The 13,641-nt window shown below is 65.6% G+C and carries 15 protein-coding genes; 11 read left to right on the forward strand and 4 right to left on the reverse strand.

Translation table 11 applies throughout. The annotated features are described in order from the left end of the window. Nucleotides 1–16: 16 nt before the first annotated feature. From AB0L58_RS13065 to AB0L58_RS13075, 3 genes are read left to right on the forward strand one after another with little or no spacing between them, the layout of a single operon-like run. Complete coding sequence (locus tag AB0L58_RS13065) at nt 17–577, forward strand: ester cyclase (protein ID WP_364385876.1); 561 nt, start codon at nt 17–19, stop codon at nt 575–577. 27 nt (nt 578–604) lie between these two features. Then, a complete protein-coding gene (locus AB0L58_RS13070; RefSeq protein ID WP_364385879.1) occupies nt 605–2,194 on the forward strand; it encodes a zinc-binding dehydrogenase in 1,590 nt (529 codons plus the stop codon). Further along, nucleotides 2,191–2,985 (forward strand): MBL fold metallo-hydrolase, encoded by a 795-nt coding sequence (locus AB0L58_RS13075; protein ID WP_364385882.1) that lies wholly within the window; start codon nt 2,191–2,193, stop codon nt 2,983–2,985. Before AB0L58_RS13070 ends, AB0L58_RS13075 begins: the two co-directional genes overlap by 4 nt. Nucleotides 2,986–3,007: 22 nt before the next feature. Here the strand turns inward: AB0L58_RS13075 and AB0L58_RS13080 are convergent, their stop codons facing one another. From AB0L58_RS13080 to AB0L58_RS13090, 3 genes are read right to left on the reverse strand one after another with little or no spacing between them, the layout of a single operon-like run. Further along, nucleotides 3,008–4,042 (reverse strand): alcohol dehydrogenase catalytic domain-containing protein, encoded by a 1,035-nt coding sequence (locus AB0L58_RS13080; RefSeq protein WP_364385885.1) that lies wholly within the window; start codon nt 4,040–4,042, stop codon nt 3,008–3,010. Between the two features lie 33 nt (nt 4,043–4,075). Continuing rightward, entirely contained in the window at nt 4,076–4,495 is a 420-nt protein-coding gene (locus AB0L58_RS13085) for a cupin domain-containing protein (protein ID WP_364385888.1), read from the reverse strand. A gap of 32 nt (nt 4,496–4,527) precedes the next feature. Further along, nucleotides 4,528–6,000, reverse strand: a complete 1,473-nt coding sequence (locus AB0L58_RS13090) for an MFS transporter (RefSeq protein WP_364385891.1) — start codon at nt 5,998–6,000, stop codon at nt 4,528–4,530. Between the two features lie 102 nt (nt 6,001–6,102). Here AB0L58_RS13090 and AB0L58_RS13095 point away from each other — a divergent pair, with 102 nt between their 5' ends. The 3 genes from AB0L58_RS13095 to AB0L58_RS13105 all read left to right on the forward strand — a co-directional run bounded on the left by AB0L58_RS13095 (nt 6,103) and on the right by AB0L58_RS13105 (nt 8,253). Continuing rightward, complete coding sequence (locus AB0L58_RS13095) at nt 6,103–6,987, forward strand: helix-turn-helix transcriptional regulator (RefSeq protein ID WP_364385894.1); 885 nt, start codon at nt 6,103–6,105, stop codon at nt 6,985–6,987. A 307-nt stretch (nt 6,988–7,294) separates the two neighbouring features. After that, on the forward strand, nt 7,295–7,720 hold the full coding sequence (locus tag AB0L58_RS13100; RefSeq protein WP_364385897.1) for a nuclear transport factor 2 family protein: 426 nt from the start codon (nt 7,295–7,297) through the stop codon (nt 7,718–7,720). Further along, nucleotides 7,717–8,253, forward strand: a complete 537-nt coding sequence (locus AB0L58_RS13105; RefSeq protein ID WP_364385900.1) for a nuclear transport factor 2 family protein — start codon at nt 7,717–7,719, stop codon at nt 8,251–8,253. The genes AB0L58_RS13100 and AB0L58_RS13105 overlap by 4 nt, the downstream gene beginning before the upstream one ends. Nucleotides 8,254–8,287: 34 nt before the next feature. Here the strand turns inward: AB0L58_RS13105 and AB0L58_RS13110 are convergent, their stop codons facing one another. Continuing rightward, a complete protein-coding gene (locus AB0L58_RS13110) occupies nt 8,288–9,166 on the reverse strand; it encodes a helix-turn-helix domain-containing protein (protein WP_364385903.1) in 879 nt (292 codons plus the stop codon). A gap of 181 nt (nt 9,167–9,347) precedes the next feature. Here AB0L58_RS13110 and AB0L58_RS13115 point away from each other — a divergent pair, with 181 nt between their 5' ends. The 5 genes from AB0L58_RS13115 to AB0L58_RS13135 are packed head-to-tail and all read left to right on the forward strand — an operon-like array spanning nt 9,348 to nt 13,637. Continuing rightward, complete coding sequence (locus AB0L58_RS13115) at nt 9,348–9,560, forward strand: hypothetical protein (RefSeq protein ID WP_364385906.1); 213 nt, start codon at nt 9,348–9,350, stop codon at nt 9,558–9,560. Further along, complete coding sequence (locus tag AB0L58_RS13120) at nt 9,560–10,432, forward strand: ABC transporter permease (protein WP_364385909.1); 873 nt, start codon at nt 9,560–9,562, stop codon at nt 10,430–10,432. Before AB0L58_RS13115 ends, AB0L58_RS13120 begins: the two co-directional genes overlap by 1 nt. Next, nucleotides 10,432–11,286 carry an ABC transporter permease gene (locus AB0L58_RS13125; RefSeq protein ID WP_364385912.1) on the forward strand — a complete coding sequence of 285 codons (855 nt, stop codon included), beginning with the start codon at nt 10,432–10,434 and terminating at the stop codon, nt 11,284–11,286. Before AB0L58_RS13120 ends, AB0L58_RS13125 begins: the two co-directional genes overlap by 1 nt. Nucleotides 11,287–11,289: 3 nt before the next feature. Then, nucleotides 11,290–12,603: an MCE family protein gene (locus AB0L58_RS13130; protein WP_364385915.1), complete on the forward strand. Its 1,314-nt coding sequence runs from the start codon at nt 11,290–11,292 to the stop codon at nt 12,601–12,603. Beyond that, a complete protein-coding gene (locus AB0L58_RS13135; protein WP_364385918.1) occupies nt 12,600–13,637 on the forward strand; it encodes an MCE family protein in 1,038 nt (345 codons plus the stop codon). The genes AB0L58_RS13130 and AB0L58_RS13135 overlap by 4 nt, the downstream gene beginning before the upstream one ends. Nucleotides 13,638–13,641 lie beyond the last annotated feature (4 nt).

Raw genomic sequence — 13,641 nt, forward strand, 5'->3', positions numbered from 1 at the left:
TCCCGCAGGAGATTTCATGACCGACCGCTTCGCCGTGCCACCCGTCGAGGTGCTGCGCGCCCGCGAGAAACTCGTCCTCGATCACTTCCACGACGAGGTCCGCCAGGACTGGGACGACGTGCTGGCCACGTTCCCGCATCCGCATTACGAGATCATTCCCACGCTCACCGTCCATGACGGTGATTCGGAGGTCCGCGGTTACTACCACGACACGCGCGTCGCATTTCCCGATCAGGACCACGAGATCATCGCGCTACGGCACAGCACCGACGCGGTCATTGTCGAATTCTGGCTACTCGGAACACATTTGGGGCCGCTCGGCGGTATTCCTGCCACCGGCTCCCGGCATCGCACCCGGATGACGGCGTACTTCGTATTCGACGAGAACGAGAATCTGATCATCGAGCGGATCTACTTCGACACACTGTCGATGCTCAAACAGCTCATCAGCGGCGTGAACCTGCGCGACCCACGTAAGTGGCCGCTGGTCTTGCGCGGTCTGCGCGGTTTGCTCGCGATGTCGAGCAATCCGAATCCGCTGCTCGTCGACACCGCACCCGCCGACCTCTCGGCCTGATCCCGAACGGGTGAAAGGAATTCGCACATGCGCGCACTCATCGGCGGTGCCGGTTCGAACTGGCAGCTCCGCGACATCGACGCGCCGAGTCAACTCGGTGCGGTCCGTATACAGGTCATGGCCGCCGGTCTCAACCGCGCCGATCTCTACGCCCTGGACGGCAGCTATATCGCCAACTCCCAGCAGGCAGGCGAATATACGGCGGGCATGGAGGTCGCCGGGGTCGTCGAAATCTCCAGTCCGCTGGCACCACATCTGCCTGCGGGTATGCGTGTCATGGGGATTACCATCGGCGCCTTTGCCGATTACGCACTGTGTGATCCACGATTGCTCGTGCCGATCCCGGAGCAGCTGAGTTTCGCGGAGGCGGCGACGTTGCCGGTCGGGCTGATCACCGAACACGACGCCCTGGTCGGCCAAGCCGGATTCGCCGAAGGCAAAAGCGTGCTGATCGTCGGCGGCACCAGCTCGATCGGTCTGATCGGGATCCAACTGGCCAAGGCTCTGGGGGCGAGCACCGTCATCGCCACCACCACAAGCGAAGACAAGCGGTCAGCGCTTACCGCCGCCGGCGCCGATGTCACCGTCAATACTTCCGCCGAGGAGTTGCGCACTGCGGTATCGGCCGCTACCAACGGCAATGGCGTCGACATCACTCTCGATCATGTCGGCGGCGACCTATTCACGGACCTGCCCGCGGCCACCGCCGTCGCGGGCACGATCGTCAGCATCGGCCGACTCGCGGGCGCGGTGACCAGCCTCGATCTCGACACCATCGCATTCCGCCGCCAGCGGCTGCTCGGGACCACCTTCAGCATCCGCACCCGATCCGAGCTGGCTGAGGTCGTCGCGGCGCTGGCCCCTCGGGCGCTGCCCGCCGTCACCGACGGCAAGATCATCCCACGCCTCGATACCGTCTACTCACCCGATCGCGCGGATCTGGCGGCGCAGCGTCTGCGCAGGAATGCCGCGGTCGGCAAGATCGTATTCTCCTTCGCCGATGCGCATACCGGCCCCGCACCCGCGCCCGCGCCGCGCGCGAATATGTTCGGCACGGTGCGACAGCTCGGCTACGTCGTGCGCGACATCGAGGCATCGATGCGGGGATTCGTCGATTGCGGCATCGGGCCGTGGTTCTACCTCGAGGGCGTGCAGCCGGGGAACTTCACCTACCGGGGTCGGCCGTCGGCCATGGCGATGAATGTCGCGGTCGCCAACAGCGGCAAGATTCAGCTCGAACTCATCCAGCCGCTCGACGACGAGCCGTCCATGTACAAGGACTTCCTCGACGCGGGCAACGAGGGCCTGCAGCACGTCGCCTACTGGAGTGAGAACTACCAGGACCTCTACGACCGCGCCCTCGCCGCCGGGTTCACCGTCGGTCAGGAAGGTGAGATCGGCGGCTCCACAGGGCGTTTCGCCTATCTCGAGACCGAACACCACCCGGGAACCGTCATCGAGATCTCCGACCTCGGCGGCACCAAGAAGTTCGTCTTCGACCTGATCGAGCTCGCCGCGGCGAACTGGGACGGCACCAACCCGATTCAGGTCATCGATCCGGCTCTGCTCAGCGGCGATCGTGCCGCGACGGCGGAGATGAAAGCGGCATTCGGATGAGAGTCCACCATCTCAACTGCGGCACGATGCGACCACCCGGAACACCCGGCGGATTGGTCTGCCACGTCCTGCTCCTCGAGACGAATAATGGTCTGGTTCTGGTCGATTCGGGCCTGGGTCTGCGTGACGCCGAAGCACCCGGCAAGCGCTTCGGCCCCGTCCGCTGCTACGTCCGGCCTATGTTCGACCCGAACGAAGCCGCCGTCAACCAGATCCGGCAGCTCGGCTACGACCCGGCCGATGTCCGGCACATCGTGCTGACCCACTTCGATGCCGACCACACCGGCGGCCTCGCCGACTTCCCTTGGGCCCGAGTGCATCTCACCGGTGCCGAAGCATTCGCGGCACTGCACCCCCGCACCCTGATCGAACGAGAGCGCTACCGTCCGGCGCAGCGCGCCCACCATCCGGTGCTCGTCGAGCACGAGCCGTCGGCGGGCGAGTCGTGGCGCGGATTTCCCGGAGCCGAGGAACTCACCGATGTCGCCGCGGGGATCGTGTTGATCAACCTACCCGGCCACAGCCGTGGGCACGCCGCCGTCGCGGTCGACGTCGGTGACCGGTGGATCCTGCACGCCGGTGATTCGTTTTACCACCACGGCCAACTCGACGGCACCGACACCGCGCCCAGGGCGATCACCGCCATGGAACGCGTCATCGCCCACGACTGGAAGCAGGTGCGGGGCAATCACGAACGGCTGGCCCAGTTGTGGGCGAGGGCCGAGCCGGATCTGCTTGTCGTCAACGCACACGACCCGCACCTACTCGACCGGGCCATCGGGCGCGTGTGACGGGGTGTGGTCATCGTTCGCGTCAGGGGCGGACGAGGACTTTGAGGGCTGTGCGATTGTCCATGTCGCGGTAGCCGTCGGCGATGGCGTCGAGACCGATCTCGCGGTCGAACACCTTGCCTGGGTCGACACTGCCGTCGAGGACGCCGGGCAGGAGTCTGTCGATATAGGCTCGCACCGGCGCAGGCCCACCGGTGAGTGTGATATTGGGCCCGAACAGGCTGTCGAATCCCACCGGTGCGTTCTCGTACTGCGGCACGCCGACTCGGCTGATCACACCGCCAGGGCGGACGACGCCGACCGCCTGCTGGTAAGCGGGCATATGGCCGACGGCTTCGATGACGACATGGGTGCCGTCGCCGGTGAGCTCATGAACCTTCGCGATGCCCTCCGCGCCGCGCTCGGCCACGATGTCGGTCGCGCCGAACTCCTGACCGAGATCGGTGCGGTCTTTGTGTCGTCCCATCAGGATGATGCGTTGCGCGCCGAGCTGTTCGGCGGACAACACGGCCAGCAGTCCGACCGCGCCGTCGCCGATGACGGTGACCGTAGTGCCGGCGTCGACGCGGGCTCGGACAGCGGCGTGGTAGCCGGTGCCATAGACATCGGAAAGGGTCAGCAGCGACGGGATCAGCGGCGAGTCTTCCTCGACGGGAACCGGGACGAGGGTGCCGTCGGCCAGCGGGACCCGCACGGCTTCGGCCTGTCCGCCGCCGACGTCGCCGGAGTTCCAGAAGCCGCCGTGCCGACAGGACGTCTGCAAGCCTTCACGACAGAAATCACAGGTGCCGTCCGACCACGCGAAGGGGGCGATCACCAGGTCGCCCTTCCGTACGGTGTGCACGTCGCCGCCGATGTCTTCGACGACGCCGATGAACTCGTGTCCCATCGAACTGCCCTGTGGGGTGGGCGGCATGGAGTGGTAGGGGTGCAGGTCGGACCCGCAGACGCAGGCACGGACCACACGCACCAGCGCATCGGTGGGGGTTCGGATGGTCGGGTCTGGAACATCGATCACCCGGACATCGCCGGGACCGTACATGTAAGTCGCGCGCATTGGTCGAATGCCTCTCTGTTACAAAGTGTTCCGCTACTGTGCGGCCTGCTTGTCCGCCCGGTCGTATTCGTCGTAGGTGACGTGTTCACCCCAGGTGGTCTCGGGAACGTCGGGGTCGCCCGTGCCTTCCCAGATCGCCAGATGGGTCATGAAGTGGTCGGCGGCCGCACCGTGCCAATGCCATTCGCCCGGCGGGGTGTAGACGGTATCGCCGGGCCGCATCACGATGACCGCACCGTCGCGGGAGGCAACGAGCCCGATGCCCTCGGTGACATGCAGGGTCTGCCCGACCGCGTGGGTGTGCCAGGCGGTTCGCGCGCACGGGGCGAAATGCACCGCGCTGACTCGGGCCCGCGACGGCTCCTGTCCCTCATAGATCTGGTCGAACCAAACGTTGCCGGTGAACCACTCGGCGGGTCCGTGCTGCGAGGGCGTCTTGTTCAGTTGTCGCATGGCGCTACTCCTCGAACGGTATGAGCTACTTTTCAGTTATTTGCAAGTGTTGTCGTACCGGGTTGTGGTTTCTGCGGAATGCGCTTACTCGTCACCCGAATCGCAACCCGCGCGGTGGCATGGCGAGCGGGAACGATCAACCCGGCAACGGTGACCAGGCATGCCGCGAGCAGGATCGAACCGGCGGTCAGCGCTGTCGCGACGTGCTCGGTCGGGGTGGCCGATTCGGTTCCGGAATGCGCCGCGACGGTGACCAGCAGGCCCAGGCCGAGTGCCATGCCGAACTGGTGGAAGGTGTTGACCAGGCCGGAAGCAGCACCCGCGTCGCGTGCGTCGACTCCGGTGATTCCCGCCGAAGTCAGCGGAGCGAATGCCAGTCCCTGTCCGGCGCCGATGAGAACCATCGGGCCCGCGATCGCATCCAGATATGAGCTGCCCGCGTGGACCCGGCTCAGCCAGATCATGCCGAGCAGTGTCAGCGCGACACCGACGGTCAGCGGAACCATCTGACCGAATCGGGTGGTCAACCTCGGAATCGCCATGGCGACAACGAAATTCACGATGGTCATCGGGAAGAACGCGAGACCGGCCTGGAAGGAGCTGAAACCGAGCACGCCCTGCAGGAACTGGGTGGTGAAATAGAAGAACCCGATCATCGCGCCCATGTACAACAGCCGGGCCAGATAGGCGCCGACCCGGACACGGCTGCCGAACAGCCGCAGCGGCATGATCGGCTGCCGTGCACGACGCTCGCCGACGATCAGCCCCACCAGCGACAGCGCACCGGTCAGCAGCGCGGCCACCGTCACCGGCGACGTCCATCCGGATTCGGCGGCACGAATCGTGCCGAACACGATCGCGCCGACGCCCAGTGTCGCCGTGACCGCACCGGTAAGATCGAAATGCCCACGGCGGGACGAGGTTTCCGGCAGAAACCGCGGTGCCAGCGCGATCATCGCGGCACCGATCGGCACATTGATGACGAATCCGGCACGCCAGGACACCCATTGCGTCAGCGCACCGCCGATGACCAGGCCCAGACTCGCGCCGAGCCCGGCCGTCGCGCCATACCAGGCGACAGCCCTCGACCGCGCACGCCCCTCGGGGAAGCTCGCGGTCAGCAGCGACAGCGACGACGGGGCGACGATCGCCGCACCCGCGCCCTGGACGGCTCGCGCCGCGATCAGCCACCACCCGGCCGGTGCCGCCCCGACCAGCAGGGACGCCGCCGCGAATAGTGCCAGCCCGGCGACGAACACCCGCCGGCGCCCCAGCAGGTCCCCGGCCCTGGCGCCCAGCAGCAGCAACCCGCCGAACACCAGTGTGTAGGCGTCCTGCACCCACGACAGCCCGGTCGCGGAGAATCCCATCGCGGCGCGGATAGTCGGCAATGCCGTGAAGATGATCGAGGCATCCATCAGGATCATGAAGTAGCCGAGCAACACGATCGCGAGGATCGCCGCGGCGTTGCTGGGGCGGGGTGTCGGTACATCAGTCGTGGCCACGCATCGAGTACACGCCTTCGACCGCACTCGCGGGAGTCACCGCTGTTCCAGGTAATCGCAGTACCTCCCGCGCCCGGCGTCGGCGCGTTTACCGTGGACGCCATGGACGACCAGCGTGTGCAGGTCCGCGAATTCCTCATCTCCCGGCGTGCCCGCATCACCCCCGAACAAGCCGGGCTGCCCGCCTACGGTGGCAACCGGCGCGTGCCCGGACTGCGACGCGAAGAGGTTGCTCTGCTGGCCGGCGTGAGTATCGACTACTACGTTCGGCTCGAACGTGGCAATCTCGCCGGTGTTTCCTACGGCGTCCTGGACAACCTCGCCAACGCCCTCCAATTGGACGAAGCCGAGCGCACTCACCTGTTCGACCTCGCCCGCGCCGCCGCCTCCGCGCCTGTCGCGCGGCAGCGCCGCGCCCACGCACCTGTCGGTGTGACCGCGACGATCCAGCAGGTACTCGACGCCATTACCGACGCACCGGCCTGGGTACGCAATGCCCGCCACGACCTGCTCGCCGCCAATCACCTCGCCCGCGCCCTCTACGCCCCACTGCTCGCCGACCCGCGTCGGCCCGCCAACAGTGCCCGATTCATCTACCTCGACCCCGCGTCGCGCGAGTTCTTCGTCGACTGGGACCGTGCCGCCGACGATATCGCTGCCATGCTTCGCTCCGAAGCCGGACGCAATCCTCACGACAAGCAGCTCATCGAACTCATCGGCGAACTCTCCACGCGCAGTGCGGATTTCCGCACTCGCTGGGCTGCCCACAACGTCCGCTTCCACCGCACCGGCCACAAGAACCTGCACCACCCCGCGGTCGGTCCACTCGAGCTCAACTTCGAAGCGATGGAATTTCCGGCGCACCCCGGACTCACCCTCCTCGTCTACACCGCAGCACCGAACACCCCCGCGGCCGACGGCCTGAAACTTCTCGCTACCTGGGCCGCCACCACCGACGCCATCGATCAGTCCAGCCACCACCGGTAATTCACGCGCAGCACCGGCGCCGAACGCGAAACCCGAATCCGTCCGTCATATCTCGACGGGACGCCGCTGATGACGCCACGCAATCACAGACACCGAGTTGGCCTTGGTTTTCGGCGCGCCGCGCGGTGTCCTCGGCGTTCCCTGGCAAATGCCGAGTTGCGCAGTGTGGCTTGACGTGGTTTCACCGCCAACTTAAGGTGCTATCGAATATGCGATTCAATATATCGAATAGTCGATAAATAGCCCTGCTGCGGGAACTTCTGCACGACGGTGTGGTGGCAGGTCGCGAAAGTCGACAACAGGAAGAGTGGGAACCGCAGTGGATCCGGATACATTGCAGGCGATCAACGCGATCGAGTCGCTCAAGGCGCGTTATTTCCGCAATCTCGATACCAAGGACTGGTCGGCATTCGGCTCCGTTCTCGCCGATGACATCGACGTGGACACGACGGCGGTGGGGGGTGAACGTGTTACGGGAGCAGCGGACTATGTGGCTGCGCTGCAACGCGACTACGGGAATACGGTGACGGTCCATCACGGGCATATGCCCGAAATCGCGATCACCGGTATGGGCGCGGCAACCGGAACGTGGGCAGTGCAGGTGCTGCTGGTCCGGGCGGATGGCGGACGCTTGCTGTCGTTCGGGCACGATCGCGACACCTACGGCATCCGCGATGGCCGCTGGGTGATTACGGCGATGAAATCGACTCGCCTGCAGTCGGATCAGTCATGACCTACACGCGGCGAACGTTCATGATGGGGACCGGGGCGGCCGCCTTTGGTCTGGCTGGCGGGGTGCGGGCACGGGTATCCGCGGACCCGGTTCACGCGGCGGCGTCGGACCCAGCGAGTGTCTACGCGATCAAGCAGGTCAAGGCGCGCTATTTTCGGGCGATCGACACCAAGGACTGGGAGCTGCTCGGGCAGCAGTTGATCCCCGACGTCGTGGTCGACACGACAGGCTCGGCCGGCATCATCACGGTCGGAGCGGACGCCTTCATCGCCTATCTCCAGGCCACCATCGGTTCCGCCCGGACCGTCCATCAGGGGCATATGCCCGAAATCGAGGTGCGGTCCCCGAATGCGGCGACCGGTGTCTGGGCGCTGCAGGATCTGCTGATCTGGCCCGGCAACGTCCGAGTCATCGGATTTGGGCACTATCACGAAACCTACGCGTTCGACGGCGATCGCTGGCGCATCGAGAGTTCGAAACTCACCCGGCTGTACCTGGATCCGATCGCGGAGCAGAGACTGTTCGGCATGTGAGATCACGACCGCTCAGCCCGGGGCGGGCGCACGGTCAGGGCTCGGTGCGCGCACCGGATCGGGCGGTGCCGGAGATCGCGGTGGTCGTGCGGATCAGATGGTTGCCGATGGTGTCGATCTGTTCCGGCGGGATTTCGACGAGAGGGTGGACCGAGAGCAGCAGCGCCACGTGTCCGTGCGGGTCGAGTACTGGCGCGGTGATGGCGGAGACCGCTTGGGGCTGGCCGGAGGTGGTGTCCGGAAATCCGAGCGTGGTGAATTCCACGCGCAATTTGTCGAGGGTCTCCTGGATATTCGATGGCAGTGCGATAGTGCCGGTGTCGAGCGTGCCGATGAGACTGGCGGCTCGTCCAATGGCGGGTGAGGTGTAGTCGACATCGAAGCCGCGGTCGCGAATCCGGGTCAGTGCCTGGTCCAGGCGCTCGGCGATTGCCGTATTCGTCGGCGCCGCCCGCTCGATCCAGGCGCGGCGTTCGCCGGCGGTATCCCAGGCCACGAACACGGCGCCGAACGGCGGCGCATAGGGGATGCGGTCACCGGGCCACGGTCGCTCGCCGCCTTCGAATGCGGTGATCACCAGGGAGTCGGCGACTTTCTCGGTTACCGATGCGGCGTAACCGAATTCGGCCGCGAGCTCGACCGTGGCGGCACGGGCGGCCTCGACGAACGGACGCGTATGCACCGCCGCTGCCACGACAGCGAGCCCGGGTCCGAGCGCGTACGCCTTGCCCGCAGGATCGCGGGTGACCCACCCACGATCGTGCAGAGTCTTCAAGATCGCATGCGTGGTGGCCAGGGTCATATCCAATTCGCGCGCGATATCGCTGTAGCGCAACCGCACGTTGCCCCGACGCGCCAGCAACTCCACGACATCGACGACACGCGCGGTTGGTGCCGATATCGCACCACGCATCTTGACTCCCTTCCCGCTCTGCCCTACCGTCGAACCATCGAATAATTGATAGAGATTATCGAATACTCGATAATGGTACCCGAAGGTGACTCGCGACGCAAACGGAGGCGAGCCCGAGACGGCGCGACCACGATGTCGGCCACCACCTCTGGGGTGCTCGAAGCCGGAAAGGGCCATGTCGATGACAACGACGCTCGACACCGTTCACGAACTCACACAGGCCGAGGCGCGCTACTGCCTGGCCATCGACACCAAGGATTGGGCAGCCCGCACGGACCGGATGAGCCCGGATATCGAACCGGATGTCAGCGACGGCAATACCGGCGTTCCCGTCGTCACGAGGCGAGACAACGCCGAACAGTCCGGTACCACCGATAGCTCCAGGCACACGTGATGTCGGGGGTGACGATGCCGGTCGCTCCGGGTGAGGTCGTCGAGCGGTCCGCGGTCGGGGAGATCAGGCTGTGGGCGGGCGGATATCTGCGCCGTCATCCCGGTGCATCCCTGGAGACCGTCGGCGGACAGGTCGTGCTGGCGGTGCGGGCGGTGCAGTACTTGTTCGTCGACATCGCCCGAGGCCGGTTTCCCTTCCGCGAATTCGTGCAGCAGGCCGTGTTCATGGCCAAAACCGCGTACGTGCCGACCATTGCGGTGGCACTTCCGATCAGTGCGACGATGTCGATCCAGTTCGGCCTGCTGGCCGGTCAGGTCGGGGCGACCTCGCTGGCCGGTGCCGCCGGTGGTCTTGCGGTGATCCGACAGGCCGCACCGATGGTCACGGCCATCTTGCTGGCAGCGGCCGTCGGATCCGCCATCTGCTCGGACCTCGGTGCGCGAACGATTCGCGAAGAGATCGACGCGATGGAAGTCATGGGCGTTTCGCCGCTGCGGATGCTGGTGGTGCCCCGCCTGGCCGCGGGAATCGTGGTCGCCCTTGGACTGACCGGCCTGAGCTGCTTCGTCGGATTCGTGGCCGGATATCTATTCAACGTCTATGTCCAGGGCGGCACCCCGGGAAGCTATCTGGCTACGTTCTCCTCCTTCGCCAGGGTCGGTGACCTCTACCTGGCGATGGTGAAGGCCGTGGTGTTCGCGGTCATCGTCACCGTTGTCTCGTGTGAAAAGGGGTTGAGCACCAAGGGCGGTCCGGGCGGCGTCGCGAACTCCGTGAATGCCGCCGTGGTCGCGTCCATCATCCTGCTCATGCTGGTGAATGCGGGGCTCACCGAGTTGTACACGCTCCTGTTCCCGAGGACGACACTCTGATGGCGTCGCACTACTACCCGCCAGGAATTCGGCCGGTCGTGGTCGCTGGGACGACGGCGTCCGCTCCTGTCATGCGGCTCGGGTATATGGCCACCTTCTTCGTCCGCGTGCTCGGCGGTATTCCGGTGGTGCTGCGGCACTATCGCGCCGAGTTCCTGCGGATTCTGTCGAACGTGACGTGGGGAAACGGCTCCGTCGTCGTCGGCGGCGGAACCGGGCAGGTCATTCTCGTACTCGGTGCCGCGGCGGGAGCCATCGTCGGTGTCGAGGGTTTCAGCGCGCTGAAACTACTGGGGATGGCACCGGCCACCGGGATGATTGCCTCGACGGCGGTGACCCGTGAGTTGGCACCCATCATGGCCTCGATCGCCTTCTCGGCGCAGGCGGGCTGCCGTTTCACCGCACAACTGGGGTCGATGCGCATTGCCGAGGAGATCGATGCTCTCGACGCGATCGCGATTCGACCCATACCGTATCTGGTGACCACGAGGATGCTGGCGTCGATCGTGGCGATGATTCCGCTGTACCTGGCCTGTCTGGCGATCAGCTACCTGACCGTGGAAGTCGTCGTCGGCCTGTCCGGCGGGCAGGCGCCGGGTACCTACGAACACTATTTCCGCTTGGTGCTCAGCGGCACCGACATGGTCTATTCCCTGTCGAAGGCGGTCGTCTTCGTCGTCCTCACCACGACGATCCAAACCTATTTCGGCTTCTACGCCTCGGGCGGGCCGCAAGGTGTCGGAGTGGCGGCGGGACGCGCGATGCGCGCGAGTATCACCGCGATGATCTTCGTGAATCTGCTGATGACGATGACGCTGTGGGGCTTCGACGCCGGCGCGAGAATCAGTGGGTAGCAGATGTCGATTGCGTTCGAATCCGACGGCAAGGTCCTGCCCGACTGGCAGCTGCTGCTGCGGGGAATCGCGTTCCTGCTGGTCCTCGCGGTGGCCACGGTTGTGATGATCGCCGGATCCCAAGGCGCTTTCCGAGAAACCGTACAGGTCACGGCGGTTCTCCTCGATGTCGGTGATGGCCTGCCACCGCGTTCGGATGTGAAGTTTCAGGGTGTTCTGGTCGGTCAGGTCGACAGCGTGACCCCGTCCAGCGAGGGCGGCCCGAACTATGTGCAGATCGACCTGAAACCCGAATACGTGGCGGGAATTCCGGCGACGGTGACCGCGCGGGTCGTGCCGAGCAATGTATTCGCGGTGCCGTCGGTCCAATTGGTCGGCAAGGGCCGCGGGGCGCCGCTCGCCGCGGGTGCGCGCATTCCGCAGGATCGCAGCCTGGAGACGGTCCGCCTGCAGACATCGTTGACCGCGCTGAGCCGAATCGCCGCCGCCGCAGGACGTTCCGGATCGGATCCGACCCTCGGCATCCTGGCCGTTGTCGAACGCGCCACCAGCGGCCACGGTGCCGAGGCCGTGCGCGCGGGTGCCGAACTGACCCGGATCGCGCAAGCACTCGACGCGGCGATGGCGCCTGACGGGACGGCCGCCACACTCGACGCGCTGTCGGATGCGATTGCCGGACTTCGGTCTTCGGCGCCGGACCTGCTGGGTGCGGTCCACAACGCGGTGGGCCCGATGCGCGCGGTGGCAGAGCGCAACGACCAACTGGCGACCTTGCTGACCGGCGGTCTGAACACCTCCGCAACGGTCGCCACCGCGCTGGAGAACAACACCGGCACGATCACCGACATCACCGGCAAACTGTCCCCGGCGCTGGCCACGATCGGCGAGGGGAGTCGCAACTTCACCCCGATGACCATTTCGCTGACCCAGCTGGCCGGGAAATTCCACAAGCTGTGGGATGCCGAGGATCAGAACATGCCAGCCAAGATCATCCTCGAGCTCACTCCACATCGGCAGTACACACGCGCTGATTGTCCCCGCTACGGCGAACTCGAAGGTCCCAGTTGCGCGACGGGACCGGTCGGCGGACCCACCATCATCGGCCCGAATGCCGTTGTACCGGCGAGTTATTCGGCTTCGATCGGTGGAAACGTGGGGCCGGTCGGCAGCGCGCAAGAGCAGCAGGCGATCGCCTCGATCCTCGGCGGCGGGCCCAACGCCGCGGCCGACATTTTGTTCGGCCCGTTGCTCAGGGGCAATGACGTGCAGTTCACCCCGGCACCGGATATCCCCGCTCCGACAGGAGAGCCTCGATGAGTTACCGCAAGCCGTTGCTGGGCCTGATCGCATTCCTGGTGGTTTCGGTCGCGTTGACCTGGACGATGTATGTCACGCTGTCACGCGATGTCAGCGGGGAGACCGATACGTACTCGGCGGTATTCACCGACGTTTCCGGACTGCATGCCGGTGACGACGTGCGCATGGCCGGGGTGCGAGTGGGCCGGGTGCACGCCGTCGAGCTCGACGGTATCCGCGCGAAGGTGACCTTCGAGGTCCAGCGCGGCCAGGTGGTGTACGGCAATACGGCAGCGACGGTCACCTATCAGAACCTCATCGGGCAACGCTATGTCGGACTGTCGCTGCGTGAATTCGGTGATCCGAGGGTCGTGCCGCCGGGCGGGCAGATCCCGGTCGAGCACACCGAGCCGTCGTTCGATATCTCGAAGTTGCTCAACGGATTCGAGCCGCTGTTCAGCGTGCTCGATCCGCAGCAGGTCGACAACATCAGTGCCGCCGTGGTCCGAGCGCTACAGGGCGACGATGGCGCGATCACCACCCTCATCGCCGAAACCGCCTCGCTCGCACAGACATTCGCAGGGCCGGACCAGGTTCTCGGCCAGGTGATCGACAATCTCGGTGCGGTACTGGGTGATCTGTCGAAGCAGAGCGGCAACCTGCGGACGGTGGTGCAGCAGACGCGCAGGATCTTCGATGCGCTGGCGCAACACCGCGATGTGCTGTTCCAACAGGTCGATTCGATCTCCGGTGTGCTGGGGCAGGCCGCGCAGGTGGTGCGCGGTGCGAGTCCAGCGCTGGCCGCGTTCGTCGATCGCCGACCGGGATTCGCCCAGCACTTCATGGACAACCGGGAGAAGTTCGCTTACCTGGGTTTCAACCTGCCGTTTCTGCTGAAGGGATTGGCCCGCATTACCGACAATGGCGCCTTTCTGGATGCGTACGTCTGTGACGTGTCGGTGAGCATGCTCCCTGGATTCGATCCGCTGCTCGTGGCGATTCTGGGGTCGGCCGGCCCCAGCGGCGAGGTCGAGAATTCGGCGATCTGCAGGTGAGGCA

This window comes from Nocardia sp. NPDC052112, assembly GCF_040680135.1.
Lineage (GTDB): Bacteria > Actinomycetota > Actinomycetes > Mycobacteriales > Mycobacteriaceae > Nocardia.